This window comes from Streptococcus oralis (assembly GCF_003943415.1).
In the GTDB taxonomy this organism is placed as follows: domain Bacteria; phylum Bacillota; class Bacilli; order Lactobacillales; family Streptococcaceae; genus Streptococcus; species Streptococcus oralis_BJ.
This window is the reverse complement of record NZ_RJPK01000002.1, coordinates 180,303-199,782: the sequence shown is the minus strand read 5'-3', so window position 1 is coordinate 199,782 and position 19,480 is coordinate 180,303. Positions and strand designations below refer to the sequence as shown.

At 38.5% G+C, this 19,480-nt stretch carries 23 protein-coding genes; 16 read left to right on the top strand and 7 right to left on the bottom strand.

Annotated features, from left to right (window positions below):
- Nucleotides 1-67 precede the first annotated feature (67 nt).
- From D8801_RS03605 to D8801_RS03560, 10 genes are all read left to right on the top strand, one after another.
- Entirely contained in the window at nucleotides 68-706 is a 639-nt protein-coding gene (locus D8801_RS03605; protein WP_125847941.1) for an adenylate kinase, read from the top strand.
- A gap of 116 nt (nucleotides 707-822) precedes the next feature.
- Complete coding sequence (gene infA, locus D8801_RS03600) at nucleotides 823-1,041, top strand: translation initiation factor IF-1 (RefSeq protein WP_001029883.1); 219 nt, start codon at nucleotides 823-825, stop codon at nucleotides 1,039-1,041.
- Nucleotides 1,042-1,065: 24 nt separating this feature from the next.
- A complete protein-coding gene (rpmJ, locus tag D8801_RS03595; RefSeq protein ID WP_001808836.1) occupies nucleotides 1,066-1,182 on the top strand; it encodes a 50S ribosomal protein L36 in 117 nt (38 codons plus the stop codon).
- A 17-nt stretch (nucleotides 1,183-1,199) separates the two neighbouring features.
- Entirely contained in the window at nucleotides 1,200-1,565 is a 366-nt protein-coding gene (gene rpsM, locus D8801_RS03590; protein ID WP_000090781.1) for a 30S ribosomal protein S13, read from the top strand.
- Between the two features lie 17 nt (nucleotides 1,566-1,582).
- A complete protein-coding gene (rpsK, locus tag D8801_RS03585; protein WP_001118385.1) occupies nucleotides 1,583-1,966 on the top strand; it encodes a 30S ribosomal protein S11 in 384 nt (127 codons plus the stop codon).
- Between the two features lie 42 nt (nucleotides 1,967-2,008).
- Nucleotides 2,009-2,944 carry a DNA-directed RNA polymerase subunit alpha gene (locus D8801_RS03580; RefSeq protein WP_000568993.1) on the top strand — a complete coding sequence of 312 codons (936 nt, stop codon included), beginning with the start codon at nucleotides 2,009-2,011 and terminating at the stop codon, nucleotides 2,942-2,944.
- 11 nt (nucleotides 2,945-2,955) lie between these two features.
- Nucleotides 2,956-3,342, top strand: a complete 387-nt coding sequence (rplQ, locus tag D8801_RS03575) for a 50S ribosomal protein L17 (protein WP_000331493.1) — start codon at nucleotides 2,956-2,958, stop codon at nucleotides 3,340-3,342.
- Nucleotides 3,343-3,605: 263 nt separating this feature from the next.
- Nucleotides 3,606-3,872 carry an ACT domain-containing protein gene (locus D8801_RS03570; protein WP_000644111.1) on the top strand — a complete coding sequence of 89 codons (267 nt, stop codon included), beginning with the start codon at nucleotides 3,606-3,608 and terminating at the stop codon, nucleotides 3,870-3,872.
- Nucleotides 3,873-3,881: 9 nt separating this feature from the next.
- Nucleotides 3,882-5,219 (top strand): PFL family protein, encoded by a 1,338-nt coding sequence (locus D8801_RS03565; protein ID WP_125847939.1) that lies wholly within the window; start codon nucleotides 3,882-3,884, stop codon nucleotides 5,217-5,219.
- A gap of 236 nt (nucleotides 5,220-5,455) precedes the next feature.
- Complete coding sequence (locus tag D8801_RS03560; RefSeq protein ID WP_125847938.1) at nucleotides 5,456-6,148, top strand: histidine phosphatase family protein; 693 nt, start codon at nucleotides 5,456-5,458, stop codon at nucleotides 6,146-6,148.
- Between the two features lie 58 nt (nucleotides 6,149-6,206).
- Here the strand turns inward: D8801_RS03560 and D8801_RS03555 are convergent, their stop codons facing one another.
- The 7 genes from D8801_RS03555 to D8801_RS03535 form a co-directional block, all read right to left on the bottom strand.
- A complete protein-coding gene (locus D8801_RS03555; protein ID WP_125847936.1) occupies nucleotides 6,207-7,910 on the bottom strand; it encodes a recombinase family protein in 1,704 nt (567 codons plus the stop codon).
- 61 nt (nucleotides 7,911-7,971) lie between these two features.
- The gene (locus D8801_RS09865) at nucleotides 7,972-8,139 is read right to left on the bottom strand and encodes a hypothetical protein (protein WP_221761547.1); all 168 of its coding nucleotides are present in this window, start codon (nucleotides 8,137-8,139) and stop codon (nucleotides 7,972-7,974) included.
- Nucleotides 8,117-8,920, bottom strand: coding sequence for a replication-relaxation family protein (locus D8801_RS03550; protein ID WP_125847934.1), 804 nt, complete (start codon nucleotides 8,918-8,920; stop codon nucleotides 8,117-8,119). Before D8801_RS03550 ends, D8801_RS09865 begins: the two co-directional genes overlap by 23 nt.
- A gap of 93 nt (nucleotides 8,921-9,013) precedes the next feature.
- Entirely contained in the window at nucleotides 9,014-11,233 is a 2,220-nt protein-coding gene (locus D8801_RS03545) for a type IV secretory system conjugative DNA transfer family protein (RefSeq protein WP_125847932.1), read from the bottom strand.
- A 2-nt stretch (nucleotides 11,234-11,235) separates the two neighbouring features.
- On the bottom strand, nucleotides 11,236-11,403 hold the full coding sequence (locus D8801_RS09820) for a hypothetical protein (RefSeq protein WP_185758491.1): 168 nt from the start codon (nucleotides 11,401-11,403) through the stop codon (nucleotides 11,236-11,238).
- Nucleotides 11,404-11,560: 157 nt separating this feature from the next.
- Nucleotides 11,561-11,761: a hypothetical protein gene (locus D8801_RS03540; protein ID WP_125847930.1), complete on the bottom strand. Its 201-nt coding sequence runs from the start codon at nucleotides 11,759-11,761 to the stop codon at nucleotides 11,561-11,563.
- A gap of 9 nt (nucleotides 11,762-11,770) precedes the next feature.
- On the bottom strand, nucleotides 11,771-12,031 hold the full coding sequence (locus tag D8801_RS03535; RefSeq protein ID WP_125847928.1) for a hypothetical protein: 261 nt from the start codon (nucleotides 12,029-12,031) through the stop codon (nucleotides 11,771-11,773).
- A gap of 131 nt (nucleotides 12,032-12,162) precedes the next feature.
- On the opposite strand from D8801_RS03535, the gene D8801_RS03530 reads away from it, so the two are divergent.
- From D8801_RS03530 to leuS, 6 genes are all read left to right on the top strand, one after another.
- Nucleotides 12,163-13,260, top strand: a complete 1,098-nt coding sequence (locus tag D8801_RS03530) for a hypothetical protein (protein ID WP_125847926.1) — start codon at nucleotides 12,163-12,165, stop codon at nucleotides 13,258-13,260.
- A 131-nt stretch (nucleotides 13,261-13,391) separates the two neighbouring features.
- Nucleotides 13,392-14,528, top strand: coding sequence for a hypothetical protein (locus D8801_RS03525; RefSeq protein WP_125847924.1), 1,137 nt, complete (start codon nucleotides 13,392-13,394; stop codon nucleotides 14,526-14,528).
- A gap of 22 nt (nucleotides 14,529-14,550) precedes the next feature.
- A complete protein-coding gene (locus D8801_RS03520) occupies nucleotides 14,551-14,793 on the top strand; it encodes a hypothetical protein (RefSeq protein ID WP_125847922.1) in 243 nt (80 codons plus the stop codon).
- A gap of 95 nt (nucleotides 14,794-14,888) precedes the next feature.
- On the top strand, nucleotides 14,889-15,533 hold the full coding sequence (locus D8801_RS03515; RefSeq protein ID WP_125847920.1) for a recombinase family protein: 645 nt from the start codon (nucleotides 14,889-14,891) through the stop codon (nucleotides 15,531-15,533).
- A 312-nt stretch (nucleotides 15,534-15,845) separates the two neighbouring features.
- Nucleotides 15,846-16,241 (top strand): hypothetical protein, encoded by a 396-nt coding sequence (locus D8801_RS03510; protein WP_125847918.1) that lies wholly within the window; start codon nucleotides 15,846-15,848, stop codon nucleotides 16,239-16,241.
- Between the two features lie 675 nt (nucleotides 16,242-16,916).
- Nucleotides 16,917-19,418, top strand: a complete 2,502-nt coding sequence (leuS, locus tag D8801_RS03505; protein ID WP_125847916.1) for a leucine--tRNA ligase — start codon at nucleotides 16,917-16,919, stop codon at nucleotides 19,416-19,418.
- The last annotated feature ends 62 nt before the right edge of the window (nucleotides 19,419-19,480 follow it).

Here is a 19,480-nt window from a genome sequence, read left to right as displayed (position 1 = left end):
TTGTTTTTAAATAGGAGTTAGAACAGTTTTCTGCTTCTATTTAAATACAAAATAAGGAGATCAGATCATGAATCTTTTGATTATGGGCTTACCTGGAGCAGGTAAGGGAACGCAAGCAGCTAAAATTGTGAAGCAATTCCACGTGGCACACATTTCAACTGGAGATATGTTCCGTGCTGCTATAGCTAATCAAACTGAAATGGGTGTACTTGCCAAGTCGTATATTGACAAAGGTGAGTTGGTTCCGGATGAAGTTACAAATGGAATTGTTAAAGAACGCCTTTCACAGGACGATATCAAGGAAACAGGTTTCTTGTTGGATGGTTACCCACGTACGATTGAACAAGCGCATGCCTTGGACAAAACATTGGCTGAACTTGGTATCGAACTGGAAGGTGTAATCAACATCGAAGTGAATCCAGACTCTCTCTTGGAACGTTTGAGTGGCCGTATCATCCACCGCAAAACAGGTGAAACCTTCCATAAAGTTTTTAACCCACCAGCTGACTACAAAGAAGAAGATTACTACCAACGCGAAGATGACAAACCTGAGACAGTTAAGCGTCGTTTGGATGTCAATATCGCCCAAGGTGAACCCATTATTGCACACTACCGTGCTAAAGGTTTGGTCCACGATATCGAAGGAAATCAAGATATCAATGATGTGTTCAAGGACATCGAAAAAGTATTGACAAATTTGAAATAAAGCGTTTTTCACACTTGCAAAAAATCGCTACAAATGTTATACTGAGATAGTCTGACTTATAATTGTTGTCTCTGTGTTTAGAGGCATCAAATCGAAATTTATGGAGGTGCTTTTGCGTGGCAAAAGACGATGTGATTGAAGTTGAAGGCAAAGTAGTTGATACAATGCCTAACGCAATGTTTACGGTTGAACTTGAAAATGGACATCAGATTTTAGCAACAGTTTCTGGTAAAATTCGTAAAAACTATATTCGTATTTTAGCGGGAGATCGTGTTACTGTCGAGATGAGTCCATATGACTTGACACGTGGACGTATCACTTACCGCTTTAAATAATCGAAAAACTTGGAGGGATAAGAAATGAAAGTAAGACCATCGGTCAAACCAATTTGCGAATACTGTAAAGTAATTCGTCGTAATGGTCGTGTTATGGTAATTTGCCCAGCAAATCCAAAACACAAACAACGTCAAGGATAAGATAGAAAGGAGAAAACATGGCTCGTATTGCTGGAGTTGACATTCCAAATGACAAACGCGTAGTAATCTCATTGACTTACGTTTATGGTATCGGACTTGCAACATCTAAGAAAATTTTGGCTGCTGCTGGAATCTCAGAAGATGTTCGTGTACGTGACCTTACATCAGATCAAGAAGATGCTATCCGTCGTGAAGTGGATGCAATCAAAGTTGAAGGTGACCTTCGTCGTGAAGTAAACTTGAACATCAAACGTTTGATGGAAATCGGTTCTTACCGTGGTATTCGTCACCGTCGTGGACTTCCTGTCCGTGGACAAAACACTAAAAACAACGCTCGCACTCGTAAAGGTAAAGCTGTTGCGATTGCTGGTAAGAAAAAATAATATAGGAGGTAAAAGTCTTGGCTAAACCAACACGTAAACGTCGTGTGAAAAAGAATATCGAATCTGGTATTGCTCATATTCACGCTACATTTAATAACACTATTGTTATGATTACTGATGTGCATGGTAATGCAATTGCTTGGTCATCAGCTGGTGCTCTTGGTTTCAAAGGTTCTCGTAAATCTACACCATTCGCTGCCCAAATGGCTTCTGAAGCTGCTGCTAAATCTGCACAAGAACACGGTCTTAAATCAGTTGAAGTTACTGTAAAAGGTCCAGGTTCTGGTCGTGAGTCAGCTATTCGTGCGCTTGCTGCCGCTGGTCTTGAAGTAACAGCAATTCGTGATGTGACTCCAGTGCCACACAATGGTGCTCGTCCTCCAAAACGTCGCCGTGTATAATCATTGCATTACACTGCTTTTCGTTTAAGAGGGAGTAACTAAATGATCGAGTTTGAAAAACCAAATATAACAAAAATTGATGAAAATAAAGATTATGGCAAGTTTGTAATCGAACCACTTGAACGTGGCTACGGTACAACTCTTGGTAACTCTCTTCGTCGTGTACTACTAGCTTCTCTACCAGGAGCAGCAGTGACATCTATCAACATTGAAGGTGTCTTGCATGAGTTTGACACAGTTCCAGGTGTTCGTGAAGACGTGATGCAAATCATTCTGAACATTAAAGGGATTGCAGTGAAATCATACGTTGAAGACGAAAAAATCATTGAACTTGACGTTGAAGGTCCTGCTGAAATTACAGCTGGAGACATTTTGACTGACAGTGATATTGAGATTGTAAATCCAGATCATTATCTCTTTACGATCGGTGAAGGTTCTTCTCTAAAAGCGACAATGACTGTTAACAGTGGTCGTGGATATGTACCTGCTGATGAAAACAAAAAAGATAATGCACCAGTTGGAACACTTGCTGTAGATTCTATTTATACACCAGTTACAAAAGTCAACTATCAAGTAGAGCCTGCTCGTGTAGGTAGCAATGATGGATTTGACAAATTAACCCTTGAAATCTTGACTAATGGAACAATTATTCCAGAAGATGCTTTAGGGCTTTCAGCACGTATCTTGACAGAACATCTTGATTTGTTTACAAATCTTACTGAGATTGCTAAGTCAACTGAAGTGATGAAAGAAGCTGATACTGAATCTGACGATCGTATTTTGGATCGTACGATTGAGGAACTGGACTTGTCTGTGCGTTCATATAACTGTTTGAAACGTGCCGGTATCAATACGGTGCATGATTTGACAGAAAAATCTGAAGCAGAGATGATGAAAGTACGAAATCTTGGACGCAAGAGTTTGGAAGAAGTGAAACTCAAACTCATTGACTTGGGTCTTGGATTAAAAGATAAATAAAGGAGGAATACATGGCTTACCGTAAACTAGGACGCACTAGCTCACAACGTAAAGCAATGCTTCGCGATTTGACAACTGACCTTTTGATCAACGAATCAATCGTGACAACTGAAGCTCGTGCTAAAGAAATCCGTAAAACTGTTGAAAAAATGATTACTCTAGGTAAACGTGGTGATTTGCATGCACGTCGTCAAGCAGCTGCTTTCGTACGTAATGAAATCGCATCTGAAAACTATGATGAAGCAACTGATAAGTACACTTCTACTACAGCACTTCAAAAATTGTTCTCAGAAATCGCACCTCGTTATGCTGAACGTAACGGTGGATACACTCGTATCCTTAAAACTGAACCACGTCGTGGTGATGCTGCGCCAATGGCGATCATCGAATTAGTATAAAATCATCAATTTTGTTGAGTGTTATGATGATGGAGTCTTGTGCTCTTAGTCTAGCTCTGGTCTACCGCTGGGACTTCGGTCCTAGCGGGAACACTCATCATCATTTGATAGGGTAGACGCTTGTTTACGAAATTGTTTTTTTCTTAAGAACAACTTCGTAAGCAGGCGTTTTTTAGTATTTTCTATGGAAATATGCTATACTAGGAAAAAAGAAAATCAAAAACGTTCAGGTTTTCTAAAAATCGTAGAAATGGGGTATAAGGATGAAGGCTATTATTACAGTGGTTGGCAAGGACAAGGCTGGAATTGTTGCAGGCGTGTCTACGAAGATTGCAGAGTTGGGTTTGAATATTGATGATATTTCTCAAACAGTACTGGATGAGTATTTCACCATGATGGCAGTCGTATCTAGTGATGAAAAGCAGGATTTCACTTATCTACGAAATGAGTTTGAAACTTTCGGTCAGACCTTGAATGTCAAAATCAATATTCAAAGTGCAGCGATTTTTGATGCTATGTACAATATCTAGGAGGTCATCATGGATATTAGACAAGTTACTGAAACCATTGCCATGATCGAAGAGCAGAACTTCGATATCAGAACCATCACCATGGGGATTTCCCTTTTGGACTGTATTGATCCAGACATTGAATGTGCTGCTGAAAAGATTTACCAAAAAATCACAACTAAAGCTGCAAATCTAGTGGCTGTAGGAGATGAAATTGCTGCAGAACTAGGAATTCCGATTGTTAATAAACGGGTATCGGTGACTCCGATTTCTTTGATTGGTGCTGCGACTGATGCGACGGACTACGTCGTTTTGGCAAAGGCACTTGACAAGGCTGCCAAGGAGATTGGTGTTGACTTTATTGGTGGTTTTTCAGCCTTGGTACAAAAAGGCTACCAAAAAGGAGATGAAACCCTCATCAATTCTATCCCGCGAGCTCTAGCTGAGACAGACAAGGTCTGCTCGTCCGTCAATATCGGCTCAACCAAGTCAGGCATCAACATGACTGCGGTTGCAGATATGGGACGCATCATCAAGGAAACAGCTGCGCTATCAGATATGGGAGCTGCCAAATTGGTTGTATTTGCTAATGCCGTTGAGGACAATCCTTTTATGGCGGGGGCCTTCCATGGTGTCGGCGAAGCAGATGTCATCATCAATGTTGGAGTTTCAGGTCCTGGTGTTGTCAAACGTGCCTTGGAGAAAGTTCGTGGTCAGAGTTTTGATGTAGTAGCTGAGACGGTCAAGAAAACAGCCTTCAAGATTACTCGTATCGGTCAACTAGTTGGTCAGATGGCCAGCGAGAGACTGGGTGTTGACTTTGGAATTGTCGACCTAAGTTTGGCACCTACTCCTGCGGTTGGTGATTCTGTGGCTCGTGTCCTTGAGGAAATGGGCCTAGAAACAGTTGGTACGCATGGGACGACGGCTGCCCTCGCTCTTTTGAATGACCAAGTTAAGAAGGGCGGAGTGATGGCTTGTAACCAGGTTGGTGGCTTGTCAGGTGCTTTTATCCCTGTCTCTGAAGATGAGGGGATGATTGCCGCGGTGCAAAACGGTTCTCTAAATTTAGAAAAACTAGAAGCCATGACGGCTATCTGTTCTGTTGGGCTGGATATGATTGCCATTCCGGAAGATACGCCTGCTGAAACCATTGCGGCTATGATTGCGGATGAGGCGGCAATTGGTGTCATTAACATGAAGACAACGGCCGTCCGTATCATTCCAAAGGGCAAAGAAGGCGATATGATTGAGTTTGGTGGTTTGCTAGGAACAGCTCCAGTTATGAAAGTCAATGGGGCTTCGTCTGTCGATTTCATCTCTCGTGGAGGTCAAATTCCTGCTCCAATCCATAGTTTTAAAAATTAATAAAAAAGGGAGAGAATTTAAGTTGAGTTTAAGGATGACTGTGTATACTATAATCATTAAATAAAGATCTCCTAACTTTATTTAATTAGAATCCTAAACTTTTTCATAATAATCTCTTAGGAAAGCTACCATGAGGGTAGCTTTTCTTGTGGGAAAATTACGAGAGTGGACTTTACTGTTGAAAGCCGAATATTTCTTTGTTCCATGATATAATAGAAGAAAATGGAGGATAGAAAATGTCTAAAGTAAGATTGTACTTGGTCCGTCATGGAAAAACGATGTTTAACACGATTGGACGTGCTCAAGGGTGGAGTGATACACCTCTGACAACAGAAGGTGAGTTGGGAATCCATGAGCTGGGAATTGGCTTACGAGAGTCTGGTTTGCAGTTTGACCGAGCTTATTCTAGTGATTCTGGTCGTACGATTCAGACCATGGGAATTATCCTTGAAGAACTGGGCTTGCAAGGGAAAATCCCTTACCGTATGGATAAGCGAATCCGTGAGTGGTGCTTTGGTAGTTTTGATGGAGCCTATGATGGGGATCTATTTATGGGAATCATTCCTCGTATCTTTAAGGTGGACCATGTTCATCAGTTGTCCTATGCGGAGCTAGCCGAAGGCTTGGTAGAAGTTGATACTGCTGGTTGGGCTGAAGGTTGGGAAAAACTTAGTAGCCGAATCAAGGAAGGCTTTGAGTCTATTGCCAAAGAAATGGAAGAGCAAGGTGGGGGGAATGCCCTTGTTGTCAGCCATGGAATGACAATTGGAACCATCGTTTATCTGATCAATGGCATGCATCCACATGGCTTGGATAATGGTAGTGTGACGATTCTAGAATACGAGAACGGCCAGTTTACAGTCGATGCCGTTGGTGACCGTAGCTATCGGGAACTGGGATGTGAGAAGATGGAAGAAAATAAGCATTGATCAAGATAGCTCCGTATAGCCGACCTGATACCCAGCAGTTTGGTTATTTGGGTTAATATTAGCGAGCCAAGTCGTTTGGCTCGCTTTTTTCGTTGTTTAGTTTTCCGATGAAATTGTAATAAATGTCAATCTGAATAATGCGATTACGTTTTGTACCAGTTGGTTTATGAATTACAATCTTGTCAATCAGCTCATTCACTATTTCAACGGTTAATTCTGCAAGCTCTGTATATTTCAAAATTCTCGCCATAAACCTGGAGATATTAAGACTATCTTCTTGTTGTTTGGTGAGTTTTTCGGTTAAGTCAGAAATGGAAGTTTGAAGTTGTTTCTGTTCTTCTTCGTAGCTCTGACTTAACTTCACAAAGCGTTCATCTGAAATTTTACCAAGTAGATTATCTTCATAAAGCTTCTGAATGATATTGTCAATCTCTTTAGAGCGGTGTTCATCCTTTTGGAGTTGCAGTTGCTGGCGTTTATTGTTTTTGCTGAATTGCGCTTGGCTTTGCTGTTCTAACTTTTTCAAAAAGGCTTCTTGGTCGAAGTGGATTTCCTGAATAGTTTGGCGAAGTTTGTCGCTTACAATCTCAATCAGGGCGGATTTTTGAATGTAGTGTGGATTTTCGCAACCATTAATCGGCTTGCGGTAGCCAGAACACTTGTAATGGTCATGATTAAGTCCGTTTTTCTCTTGTGGGCAAAAATAATGCTTTCGCCCACAAGTTCCACAAAAAACTAAACCCGCAAACAAGTTTTCATGGCCAGCCCGATTTTTATACCGTTGATTAGACCGCTTATGACTCCGCATCTTCTGGACAATATCAAAAGTTTCTTGGTCAATTATCGCTTCATGTGTATTTTTGAAAATCAACCAATCCTCCTTTGAGTTATCCACCTTACGCTTATCTTTGTAAGATTTTGTTCGTGTTCGAAGATTGACAGTATGCCCGAGATACTTTTCACGCCCTAAGATAGCGCTTAGGGTTTCCCGCGTCCAAAAATACGGCAAAGTTTCCACATTTGGGCTGGAAGAGATAGACTTCAAACCGATTTCTATTCGGTGGCGGTCTGGTTTAAAAATTTTGTCACTTTCTAATCCTTTTGAAATCTCTGAGAGACTTTTTCCGCTTTTCGCTTCCTGAAAAATCCGCTTCACAACTTCGCTAGCAACTGGGTCAATAATCCAATTTTTAGGATTGTTTGAATCTTTGAGATAGCCGTAAGGTGGGTTAGTAGTTACTCGCTCGCCAGCTCTCGCTTTAGCTTGCACCACCGCCCGAATCTTCTTGCTGGTATCCGCCGCATACATCTCGTCCATTAAACTCTTAATTGGCAAGAAAATAGAATTAGTTTCATTAGGCTTATTCGAATCTACGCCATCATTTAAGGCGATAAAGCGGACATCAAAGCTAGGGAAAGTAATTTCCGTTAGTTGACCAACCTTAATATAAGACCGCCCCAAACGGCTTAAATCCTTAACGATAAAGTTTGAAACTTGTCGATTTTCCACCAATCTAAGTGCTTCCAAAATAGCTGGACGGTCAAAATTTGTGCCACTAAAACCATCATCGACAAACAAAATAGGATTAGGGAGATTTTCTCTTGTAACTACATCAAGCAGAATTTTCTTCTGATTGGTAATTGAGTTACTATCTCCTTCCAGTCCATCATCTTGACTTAAGCGACAATAAACCACTGTAATATCTGAAAGTTTCGAAGTATCTACTTGTCTATAATCTGAAATTGTCAAAGTTCTGTTCATGTGTTTTTCTCCTTTTGGAGTTCACACACCTTATACTTCTATTATACCATTTTTACTACTGTTAAAGTAGTGATTTATCGCTTAAAATCAACCTTTCTAGGACATTTTCAAGATGGCGATTTCCAGTAAAACGATGACGGATTAAGTAAGTCGTTCGACCAATTCGACAAATTTCATCAGCGGTGCGTGAAGCCTGTTTTGAATCCCTATCTTGATTCTTCTGATTCATTATCTATTCCTCCCTTGATATAATCTGGGTATTCTTCAAGTGTTATTACAGTGAATAATTCCCAAAAATTATATAGTTCTTTTTGAATTGCTTTTGAAATCGCCAGCTTTCGCTTGTTATCTGGCACAACCCACAAAACATAGGGAAAAACTTCCTTTTGTCGCTGTTCAATACCTGAGCGATAATATTCAATATATTTTTTACAAGTGTTCACAATTCTAGATAAGCTTTCGGTGCTTCGGTCTATTTCCAGAAAATAATGGTCTTCGTAATCGTGATTGACTAGTTCTAAATAAGCGTCTGGTTTCAAAGTCATTCCAACACCAGAAAGTTTTTGGTAGCTGCGCCAAGAGTTTGGCTCAAAGGAAAAAGTTTCAAGCGATAGCTTTTTTGAATCTCGAACGGTCTCCAGTGTCTCAACAAAGATTTCCGTAATTGCCAAAGTATGTTCAACGTGGTGCTGGGTTGGCTCGTATTTATTTTTATAACGCAAGGTGATACTGTCATCTTGATTTTTAAGGAATTTTAGTCCCTGAAAAGTAATTTGCCAAACATAAGAAGCAGAGCCACGGCGTGCGCCACCAACTCGCCGTTTTAAGTATGAAACCAATCCAGCTTTCTTCAGACTTTGCAGTGTAAAACTAGCTCGGCGAATGGCGGTTTCAAATCGAGCGCTATCCGCAAAAAAGAGTCTGGCTAGTTGGTTGGTGGTGGCATATCTAGCTTGATTTAAAAAGTAAAGAATTTGCGTGTCGATATCTGTTTTGTAATTCCATTTCATCTGTTTTGTTCTCCATTAAAATTTAAAGGGTGTGCTCCCGTAAAATGTGCTTAGTTACGGAGTAAGTCGTGTGAGTAAAAATCCTAAAAAACTTTATTTGTCAGGGGTTGATGAATTTTCTTCATCAACACGATTCGAAGAGCGATTGGAACGCTTCTTGCGCCCTAAATCTGTTAATTTCTGGTTAGAATTTTCATTTTTCGAAGCAGATTTTTCAAAAATATAGTTTTCGAATTGACTTTCAATTTCTGAAATATCTTGTCCGTATCGGCTCAAGCTATTCAAAAATGGTGCACGACTATCTCTAATTTTCGGTTTAGGTGGGTAGGTTTTACCGATAATCCATCGATAAGCATTAGGTGAAACTTCTGTTCTAATATATGCCCAAAATGGCGGTAAGCTATAAAAATCTTCTTTATCAATCTCCAGAGTATATTTTGCCATTTCGCGAGCTTCATCAAGATTTAAGCCAAAAACAATTTTATTCGCAACATTAGATTCAATTCCAGCCTTCAACTGGAGCGACATCTGGGCGAGGTATTGGAAGCCAATATTCCAGCCGACATTAAACTGGCGAGATTGCGAAAGTGCTTCATCCAAGTTAGCGTTAGGGATTCCTAAGAAACTCGGCGTTTCATCAATATAGATAAAGACAGATTGGCGTTTGCTTGGCTCAACCGAAGACTGGCGCAAAATTAACATCCAGAGCATGGAGGTGATTAGGCTACCGATGAGTTTGGCAGATTCTGAACCAATTATCGCTTTATTTAGTGGAATCAATACGATTTTTCGACTTTCGAAGATTTCCACAAGACTGAAATTTGGATTAGTTTGCCCCAACATTGCCCGAAGTTGCGGGCGAAGCAAAAACTGGCGGAATTTATTCAAAATGGGGTTTAACATCTGGTGACGTTGGGCTTCACTGAGTAGCTCAAACCAGTTCCAGAAACTTTCCAGCCCGATTGGGTCTTTTAACTCTTTTAATAGTTTATTTCGAAAGGACTGATTAGTGAGTAAGCTCGGTAGCATGACTAAAGAAGTGTTTGGAATGCGAGCCAGAGTTAAAAAACTGTGTGACAAAATATCCAGCGAGTAAATTCCAAAATGTTCAGGATAAAGCCCTTTAAATAACTCCAGTAGATAGTCTGCGATAACTTCAGGCTCAATACCGTGTTTTGTGAGTTCAAAAGGGTTTATGCCGACAATTCGTTTGGCGGTTGGTGAAATCACCACTATATCTTCATCATGTTCAGTCGGAGTGCGCTCTAATAGCTCATGAGTGAGTTGACCCTTTGCATCAACTACAACCATGCTGTGACTTTTCGACTGTATATCTGATAAAATCAAGTGACTCATAGCGGTGGTTTTGCCGCAGCCAGTTGAACCGAGAAAAACGGTGTGTTTTTTGCCAGCTTGTGCTGAAATTTGAATTGGTCTTGATTCGGATTCAACCGTTTGCGCCAGACTTCGCTGAGTTTTTCGATTAATATTGTAGCCCAAAGGTGGCACTACTAATTTAGGGTGAACATTTGGCGCACCTGTAATATTTTCTTCACCAATTGGCAGAAGTAGAAAACAAGCGAGATCTGAAACTCCCAAGCTATAGGGATAAGCCCAAGAAGGTTGCGCTTGATTGAGTTTTTGGATAGCTAATGGTTTTAATTCAATGGTTGCATTTGATTCCATCATGCGAAAACTACTAAGTAGGCTGTCAAAAAATTCCTTTGTTCGCAAAATACTGCGAGATTGGACACCAAGACGAATTTCACACTTAAAAGTAGATTGGTTTAATTTTTGTTTCATCAGCTTTTTGGAGTTTTCGGAAAGCTCTGGAACATTATTTGTAATCACTTGATACCATTTAGCGGATAAATTCGGCAAGTCTTTTGGCTGTGGGCGAGGTGGTGAGCCTGCACCAATGACCAACTGAACGACCACTGTTTCGTCTGGTTGAAGTATTTTTGAAATTGCAAGGCTTGAACGTATCATGTTTACTACAGAGTCCGTTTTTAAAGCATAGTGAGATTCTTTGATGTTCACTAACCTCGCAACCGAAAGTTTTTCGCGTTTAGGAGCTCTTGAAAACTGAATAGTTCGGTGTGATTGAATTAGCTGATGAATATGACGTTTATCTTGTTCTTCCGTCCCCAGAAGATACTGTACGCGGTTTTTAGTCATGCGAACTTCAAAAACAATGCTTTTACGTCGAGTTAGACCGACCAACTGTCCAAGCAAACTTTTGACGTCTTCTTCAGAAAACGGACGTTGCCAGTTCCACTCGCTCCAAGATAGCGCTTCGAATTTTCTTTTCATCTCTACCTCCATTCTTTAGATTTAATAATCCGAAAGGCGAACCAGCCAATGAAAATAACCGCAGTCGTCAAAACTAAGAACCACCAAACTTCCAGAATTAGTTTTACCGCCCAGTTGATAAGCCAAGCACAAGTAACAAATCCAAGAATATATCCCATTAGTTTTTTCATATCTGGTCTCCTTTCTGCCTTCATTTATACAAGAAAATTGGTAAAAAGTTAAATTTCATTACCTTTAGTTTTTAGAGCGATTGGAATGAATTGTAAGCAATGAAACAGTAGTATATTTCAACATGTTTTTTCCTTTTGTCTAGTCTAAACAATCCTTTTATTTTCTTTCAAATTTTCTCAATTCGGACTTTGCAACCAAGAAAAGTTGATTGATTTCTTGCCGTTTTTCCAGAAATTCTGCTAGGGCGATTTTTTCTTCGCTATAGTGCTTTTTGTCTTCTTGTTTTGGTTTTTCGAACCAATCCCAAAGAAATACAGCAACAACGATAATTATAAAAGCTATAAAGTAATCCATCATAAAGCTACCTCATTTCATCTTTTCAGTAGCGTAATAAGTGAACGCTTTTAAAATATAATCTGTATATTCTTTAGCTTCTGGCGTATTTTTGAGTATTTCAGACTGAGTAAGCGCCAGATTACCCACTTTATATAAAATATCGCTAGCGAGAAGCTCCAATACTTGATTATCTGCCATCACTTCACTTAGTGTTTTGGCGACTTCTAACTGATAGGGGCTAACAAGTTGAGAAAGTTCTACTTTTGGGGTAGATTTTTGAATATGATTCATGAGATTTCTCCTTTGATTTTGGTATAATTTATGTTATAAACATTGTCGACTTTGTTTATGATTATAGTGTAACGAATATTTTTATCTCATTCATCAGGTAAAAAATCTCAGAAATCTCAAGGAGAAATCGTGTGACCGAAATTAGATTAGGATGGTTTTGCTATATTTTGCAAAAATCTGAAAAGAAAAAACGAAACCAAGAAGATTTCGTCAATAGTGTTTTAAATAGATTAGTAGGTAAAAATAACCCCAAAATTTCGTTTATTCCAGAAATTAACCGTGTTTCTAGTAACCGCCTTTTTACGGGAGACGAAGAAATTCCAGAATTTTACCGCGAAGCTTTGCCGATTAGTGATTTAGGCTTTCAATCTCAAAGGATAGTTGATATTTTGAAAGATTTAAACCGTGATGAAACTTTCGATTATAAGCAAGCTGTTCTTAAAATCAAATCAACTCTTTTAAACCAAGCCCAAAAAGCTACCGTTGTCTTTGGTAGCAAAAAAATAGAATTACTTAATCATTGCCAAGAAGATGAACTTTACTTAGCAACTCTTTTGATTTTCTTGGTGAATCTTTCGAATATTCCTTCCAAAAACTCTGAAGAATTAAGGCAAGCACAAATCATTAACCAGCACATTTTTAAGTATCTTGAAAATGAGGTTTTATTAATGCCATATTCACATAGAAAAGTTATTGAGGAATCTTTAAAAAGCAAACAGCAGATTTTTTATTTTGATTTATATAAGCCTGAAGCGTTAAACGATAATAAAAATCTCGTTTCACCTACTTTAAAAGTTTTAATTAAAGATTCTATTTCTAAAATGCCAATTATCCAGAATGGTTTAATAATTCAAAACGAAACTATCAACGAACGAATTAGACAGTTTATTGAAGAAAATTTTGAAAACAGCCCAAAATTAACTTTAATTACTGGATTTTGTCAATCTGAAGCAGATTTTTATAAAGCTTTGGATAGATTTTTACCAAAAGAAATTATCAATAAAATTTTTATTGTTAAAAGTTTTGCCTTATCTATAAAAGCCAGTTATGACTATACCGCTTCGAAAATGAAAAATATGATAACCTTAACAGAAAATGTTGTAAATTATTTAGAAAAAAGAGCTTTCACAGCACAAGACAAAACGGAGTTTACTATTGGAATAGGCGAAAATTTAGAGAAAAATGAGCTGGTATTCTTTTGTTTGATGGAACAAAAGTATTTTATGTAAAAAATATTCGGAAATCAGATATAATTCTAATAAAGATATTGAATGTAAGTGTTCTCAAATGAAATCGTAGCGTTTTTATGATAGAATAAGCTGATAAGAAATTAGATTTATATTTGAAATGGAGATACAAAATGAAAAAAATGGTTCGTTCTATTATTGATTTTTTTCCTGATAAAAATCAGTGGTTTAGTTTTGTAGATTACTTTTTATCGTTCAAAGCAATAACATTATTAGGTTTTATCTCTGGATTATTTACTTTAATCATCGATAATACTAATTTTCTAAACTGGATATCGAATCTTTTTAGATATTTAAGTGAATTTAAAATTGAAAAAATATCAAACAAACAACCTACAACTGTATCTGAATTTGTTGGACTATGGCTTATCATTTTTCTGACTGTTATAGTTATTGTTCAATTCTTTTCTTTTATAAAAAAATGGAACGAAGTAAAAGAAAAGAATAAGCTGCTGGAGGAATTGTTGCAATATAGCTCAAGATTAACTCAAAACAACACAATTCATTTAACACATACAGATAAGTCTTTTACTCAATATGAATTTTCTAATTACATCATCTGCGATATACTTAATATAATGAAGGATTTAGAAAACAGTAATATTTCAGAAAATTCATTATATATATCAGATATAAAATTTTTATCAGGGCTTTTATCTACAAAAATGGTTCGTATTTTTGATAAAATTTATTGTAAGGGCTTGAAAAATTTTTTAAAAAATATCTTAAAAGATAATAAGTTTGCAATGAAAAAATTGTTAGGTGGCGAAGTTCATATACGCTTATATTTCTATTCTTCAGATGACGGAGAATTTTTATACTCATCATTTGTAGATGACGAATTGTTCTTTTCTGACAGTAGTCTAAATCATAAAATTTGCTATTCAAAAGATGATGAGAGATTTCAGGAAACTCAAAGTCCTAAAACAAATAAAAAGTTGAATATTGATAAGCACAAAAAAATAATATTCCCAATTGGTAGTGATAATATAACTAATTCAAAAACTGAATTTTATGGATTTATGGAATATGATTTTGGAAACATTTCAATAAGTGAGGAAGAATTTTTAAATAATGAATTTATGCAAAAAACAATAAAATCATTGGGTATTGTAATTATTGAACAACTGAGTTATAATATGAGAGTTGTTCGTGACAATATGAATCGTGTTCGTGAACAGGCACCTATGGAAGACAGTCAACATTCCGAAAAATTTGATTTCCTAAAAACTATTTTTTACAATTTTTAGCATACACAGGAGGAACTTTTAAATGTCAGAAGGAAATACTTTAACTATTGCTGAAGTTAATAAAAGAATGATGGAAGATAATAAGGAATTATTGCGAATAATAGCGAGCGCTCTTTATCCAGCCCATATACAGAGAGATTTTTTACGAGAAGCAAGAAATGAAATAAAAAATATGAGCACAGAAAACCAAGAGTCTTTTGCCTTTAAAGTTCAAGAAAAGGCAATAGAATGGGAAAAAGAATATACAACCATGAAAAGCTATTAATAGTATTTGCGACCCAAAAATTGGGTCTTTTATTTTGTCTAAAATTTCTTCTACAATATAGTCACCCTGCTACAATAGTAAGGAAAGGAGAAATTTTGGCAAATCATCGCAAGAACAAATTAGAAAACAACAAAACCATAACTATCGGCTATGCTCGCGTTAGCTCAACAGATAATCGGCAAGAATTGGGGTTATCTGTTCAAAAAGAAGCACTCGACTTCTGCGATAAACTCTATATCGAAAAAGATTCAGGCGGAAATCAAGAGCGACCGAAGCTTGATAAGGCATTAGAATTAGCCAAAAATTATGCTAAACAAGGGATTAAAACAAATTTTGTCGTATATAAATTGGATAGACTTACCAGAAAGATGTTTCACCTCTCTGCCATTATTGAAGATTTAACCAAACATGGTATTCATCTTCAATCTATTCATGAAAATATTGAAACAGATTCTTTAACTGGAAAGTTCTTTTGTTTGATGTTGGGTTATGTGGCAGAATGGGAGCTTCAAGCTATTTCTGAACGCACTAAAGATGGTCTCCGTAAAGCGAAAGAAAAAGGTGTGAAACTTGGCAATAAAGGAATAGCGAAAGATAAAGAAAAGCAAATTATTGCGCAATACCAACAAAAAGAAATGTCCGTTCGAAATATTGCAAATCAGTTGAATATTTCCACCGCAACCATATATAATGTGCTAAGGCGCAATAGTATTCAAATAAATAGAAAAAATCACCTATAATTGATTGACAAATCCTTAGAAAAATAGTACATTAAACCTATCAACAGTTTTAGCAAACGGTCGTTTGTTAAAACAATCAAAGTTATCAATAAAAATGTTTAAAATGCTGATTTAATAAGGTTTTAGTTGCCTTGTTGAATTGGCATTTTTTATTTTTTCATTGTTTTAGTTGACGACCGTTAACTAAAACACGCTCAAACCCTATTGTAGCAGGGATTTTTTGAGTAAAAATGAGAAAGGGGGTATTTCGTATTGAAAGATACGATTTTTAAAGATGCTACAAATACTTATGGATTTTATTAAGGAGAAAGTATGGGTTTAATTTTTATAATTGCAATTATTGGTGGGATTTTATGGTTCATCAGAAAATCATCTATTGATAAATATACTCAGAAGCAAGAATTAGCTACAAAAATTCTCGAAAAAGCTAATAGATTGCGTTTAGAGAATCTTGCGGATATTAACGAACTCAGCGGACAAATGGCTTCGGCAGACCGTGAGCAATATATCAGCTTAACTCAAGCAAGAGAGTCAACTGAAGCATTTATAAGAGAGCTTGAAAACTGTATCGGTTGTTTGCAGGATATATTAAAATGGCGACCAGAACCATCAGGTGGGCGTCTCGAAATCCAAAATGCTATTTTTGCCTTACAACGACAAACTGGCTATACTTTGGAAGAATTGGCGCAAGAGTTAGGGGTCAAATAGTGTAGAAAGAGGTTTTATTATGGGAAATGTTAATGCTTGGGTTTGTGCTTGCGAAAGAGAGCGTGGAGCTGGAAATAAATGTGAACATTGCAAGCATGCTATTGTGAATGATTTCAGCAATCATATGTGTCAATACTACGGCCAATGTCAAAAGAAATTTGGTTGGTGATAAATATGGTTAAACTAATCCGAAAACTCATTTCAGCAACTATTGAATGTCCTATTTGTGGACGAAAAACAAGCGACCGACCAGAACGGTGTAGTCATTGCGGTAATAAACTATAGGAGCATAAATATGACTGAAAAATGTACAAAATGTAATGAAGTTTTATGGTTTTATGCGGAAGATGCCGCGCGTGGTAAAGTAATAAAAGTTTGTAAAAATCCTAAATGCACGATGTATAATTTTAAAGTCTCCTTTAGTGAACGATAATTGAATATATGAAAAAGACGGCTCATTTGAACCGTCTTTTAACTCGCTTATAAGATGTGTGAACTCAGATTATTTAGAGTGCTGAGTGTCAAGCTGTCTATAGGAGCTATTTTTTATTCGGCTTAGCAAGAGTGTTTTCGGAGCCAATCTTTCTTGACAATGGAGGGGAAAAGATTCTTTCTCGTCTTTCAAATTCCCCCAAAAATGGTATAATAGTAACATCATAAAATTGGAGAAATAGCATGAGTTTTTACAATCATAAAGAAATTGAGCCTAAGTGGCAGGGCTACTGGGCGAAACATCATACATTTAAGACAGGAATAGATGCCTCAAAACCTAAGTTCTATGCTCTGGACATGTTCCCTTATCCATCAGGAGCTGGATTGCACGTAGGACACCCAGAAGGTTACACAGCAACGGATATTCTCAGCCGTTACAAACGTGCGCAAGGCTACAACGTCCTTCACCCAATGGGTTGGGATGCCTTTGGATTGCCTGCAGAGCAATACGCCATGGATACAGGAAATGACCCGGCAGAATTTACAGCGGAAAATATTGCCAACTTCAAACGCCAAATCAATGCGCTTGGCTTCTCTTATGACTGGGATCGTGAAGTCAACACAACAGATCCAAACTATTACAAGTGGACTCAGTGGATTTTCACCAAGCTTTACGAAAAAGGCTTGGCCTATGAAGCCGAAGTACCAGTAAACTGGGTGGAAGAATTGGGAACGGCCATTGCCAACGAAGAAGTGCTTCCTGATGGAACTTCTGAGCGTGGTGGCTATCCCGTTGTCCGCAAACCAATGCGCCAATGGATGCTCAAAATTACGGCCTATGCAGAGCGCTTGCTTAATGACTTGGATGAGTTGGATTGGCCAGAGTCTATCAAGGATATGCAACGCAACTGGATTGGGAAATCAACTGGTGCCAATGTAACTTTCAAAGTGAAAGGGACTGACAAGGAATTCACCGTCTTTACTACTCGTCCTGATACTCTTTTCGGTGCGACCTTCACAGTCTTGGCTCCTGAGCATGAACTAGTAGATGCCATCACAAGCTCAGAGCAAGCTGAGGCAGTAGCAGACTACAAACACCAAGCTAGTCTCAAGTCTGACTTGGCTCGTACCGATCTTGCCAAGGAAAAAACAGGGGTTTGGACGGGCGCTTATGCCATCAACCCTGTCAATGGCAAAGAAATTCCAATCTGGATTGCCGACTATGTTCTTGCTAGTTATGGAACAGGTGCTGTCATGGCTGTGCCTGCCCATGACCAACGTGACTGGGAATTTGCCAAACAATTTGACCTTCCAATCGTCGAAGTACTTGAAGGTGGAAACGTTGAAGAAGCTACCTACACAGAGGATGGCCTTCACGTTAATTCAGACTTCCTAGATGGATTGAATAAAGAAGATGCTATTGCTAAAATTGTAGCTTGGTTGGAAGAAAAAGGCTGTGGTCAGGAGAAGGTTACCTACCGTCTCCGCGACTGGCTCTTTAGCCGTCAGCGTTACTGGGGTGAGCCGATTCCAATTATTCATTGGGAAGATGGCACTTCAACGGCTGTTCCTGAAAGTGAATTGCCACTTGTCTTGCCTGTAACCAAGGACATCCGCCCTTCAGGTACTGGTGAAAGCCCATTGGCTAACTTGACTGACTGGTTGGAAGTGACGCGTGAAGATGGTGTCAAAGGTCGTCGTGAAACAAACACTATGCCACAATGGGCAGGTTCAAGCTGGTACTACCTCCGCTATATCGACCCACATAACACAGAAAAATTGGCCGATGAGGATCTCCTCATACAATGGTTGCCAGTAGATATCTACGTGGGTGGTGCAGAGCATGCCGTTCTTCACTTGCTTTATGCTCGTTTCTGGCACAAATTCCTCTATGACCTCGGTGTTGTTCCGACTAAGGAACCATTCCAAAAACTCTTTAACCAAGGAATGATTTTGGGAACAAGCTACCGTGACCACCGTGGAGCTCTTGTAGCGACTGACAAGGTTGAAAAACGTGACGGATCCTTCTTCCATGTGGAAACAGGAGAAGAGTTGGAGCAAGCACCAGCCAAGATGTCTAAATCCCTCAAGAATGTGGTTAACCCAGACGACGTGGTGGAACAATATGGTGCTGATACCCTTCGTGTTTATGAAATGTTCATGGGACCGCTTGACGCTTCGATTGCTTGGTCTGAAGAAGGTTTGGAAGGAAGCCGTAAATTCCTTGACCGTGTTTACCGTTTGATTACAGGTAAAGAAATCGCTGCGGAAAACAATGGTGCTCTTGACAAGGTCTACAATGAAACAGTCAAATCTGTCACTGAGCAAATCGAGTCTATGAAATTCAACACAGCCATTGCTCAACTTATGGTCTTTGTCAACGCTGCTAATAAGGAAGACAAACTCTATGTGGACTATGCCAAAGGCTTTATCCAAATGATTGCCCCATTTGCACCTCACTTGGCAGAAGAACTCTGGCAAACAGTTGCAGCAACAGGTGAGTCCATCTCTTATGTGGCTTGGCCAGCATGGGACGAAAGTAAATTGGTTGAAGACGAAATCGAAATCGTCATCCAAATCAAAGGAAAAGTCCGTGCCAAACTCATGGTCGCTAAAGACCTATCACGTGAAGAATTGCAAGAAATTGCTCTCGCTGACGAAAAAGTTAAAGCAGAAATTGACGGCAAGGAAATCGTGAAGGTGATTGCAGTACCTAATAAACTCGTTAATATCGTTGTTAAATAACGAGTTTATTAGCCCTATCTGCCACTTTCAATAGTCCACTGGACCATTGAAGCCAACTAAAC

Coding starts and splice junctions, on each gene's coding strand:
- D8801_RS03520 (WP_125847922.1), top strand. CDS start 14,551: ATGTCAGAAGGAAATACTTTAACTATTGCTGAAGTTAATAAAAGAATG.
- D8801_RS03565 (WP_125847939.1), top strand. CDS start 3,882: ATGGATATTAGACAAGTTACTGAAACCATTGCCATGATCGAAGAGCAG.
- D8801_RS03550 (WP_125847934.1), bottom strand. CDS start 8,920: ATGAAATGGAATTACAAAACAGATATCGACACGCAAATTCTTTACTTT.
- rplQ (WP_000331493.1), top strand. CDS start 2,956: ATGGCTTACCGTAAACTAGGACGCACTAGCTCACAACGTAAAGCAATG.
- D8801_RS03555 (WP_125847936.1), bottom strand. CDS start 7,910: ATGAACAGAACTTTGACAATTTCAGATTATAGACAAGTAGATACTTCG.
- D8801_RS03570 (WP_000644111.1), top strand. CDS start 3,606: ATGAAGGCTATTATTACAGTGGTTGGCAAGGACAAGGCTGGAATTGTT.
- D8801_RS03580 (WP_000568993.1), top strand. CDS start 2,009: ATGATCGAGTTTGAAAAACCAAATATAACAAAAATTGATGAAAATAAA.
- rpmJ (WP_001808836.1), top strand. CDS start 1,066: ATGAAAGTAAGACCATCGGTCAAACCAATTTGCGAATACTGTAAAGTA.
- rpsM (WP_000090781.1), top strand. CDS start 1,200: ATGGCTCGTATTGCTGGAGTTGACATTCCAAATGACAAACGCGTAGTA.
- D8801_RS09865 (WP_221761547.1), bottom strand. CDS start 8,139: ATGAATCAGAAGAATCAAGATAGGGATTCAAAACAGGCTTCACGCACC.
- D8801_RS03525 (WP_125847924.1), top strand. CDS start 13,392: ATGAAAAAAATGGTTCGTTCTATTATTGATTTTTTTCCTGATAAAAAT.
- D8801_RS03510 (WP_125847918.1), top strand. CDS start 15,846: ATGGGTTTAATTTTTATAATTGCAATTATTGGTGGGATTTTATGGTTC.
- leuS (WP_125847916.1), top strand. CDS start 16,917: ATGAGTTTTTACAATCATAAAGAAATTGAGCCTAAGTGGCAGGGCTAC.
- D8801_RS03545 (WP_125847932.1), bottom strand. CDS start 11,233: ATGAAAAGAAAATTCGAAGCGCTATCTTGGAGCGAGTGGAACTGGCAA.
- D8801_RS09820 (WP_185758491.1), bottom strand. CDS start 11,403: ATGAAAAAACTAATGGGATATATTCTTGGATTTGTTACTTGTGCTTGG.
- D8801_RS03535 (WP_125847928.1), bottom strand. CDS start 12,031: ATGAATCATATTCAAAAATCTACCCCAAAAGTAGAACTTTCTCAACTT.
- D8801_RS03540 (WP_125847930.1), bottom strand. CDS start 11,761: ATGATGGATTACTTTATAGCTTTTATAATTATCGTTGTTGCTGTATTT.
- D8801_RS03560 (WP_125847938.1), top strand. CDS start 5,456: ATGTCTAAAGTAAGATTGTACTTGGTCCGTCATGGAAAAACGATGTTT.
- D8801_RS03605 (WP_125847941.1), top strand. CDS start 68: ATGAATCTTTTGATTATGGGCTTACCTGGAGCAGGTAAGGGAACGCAA.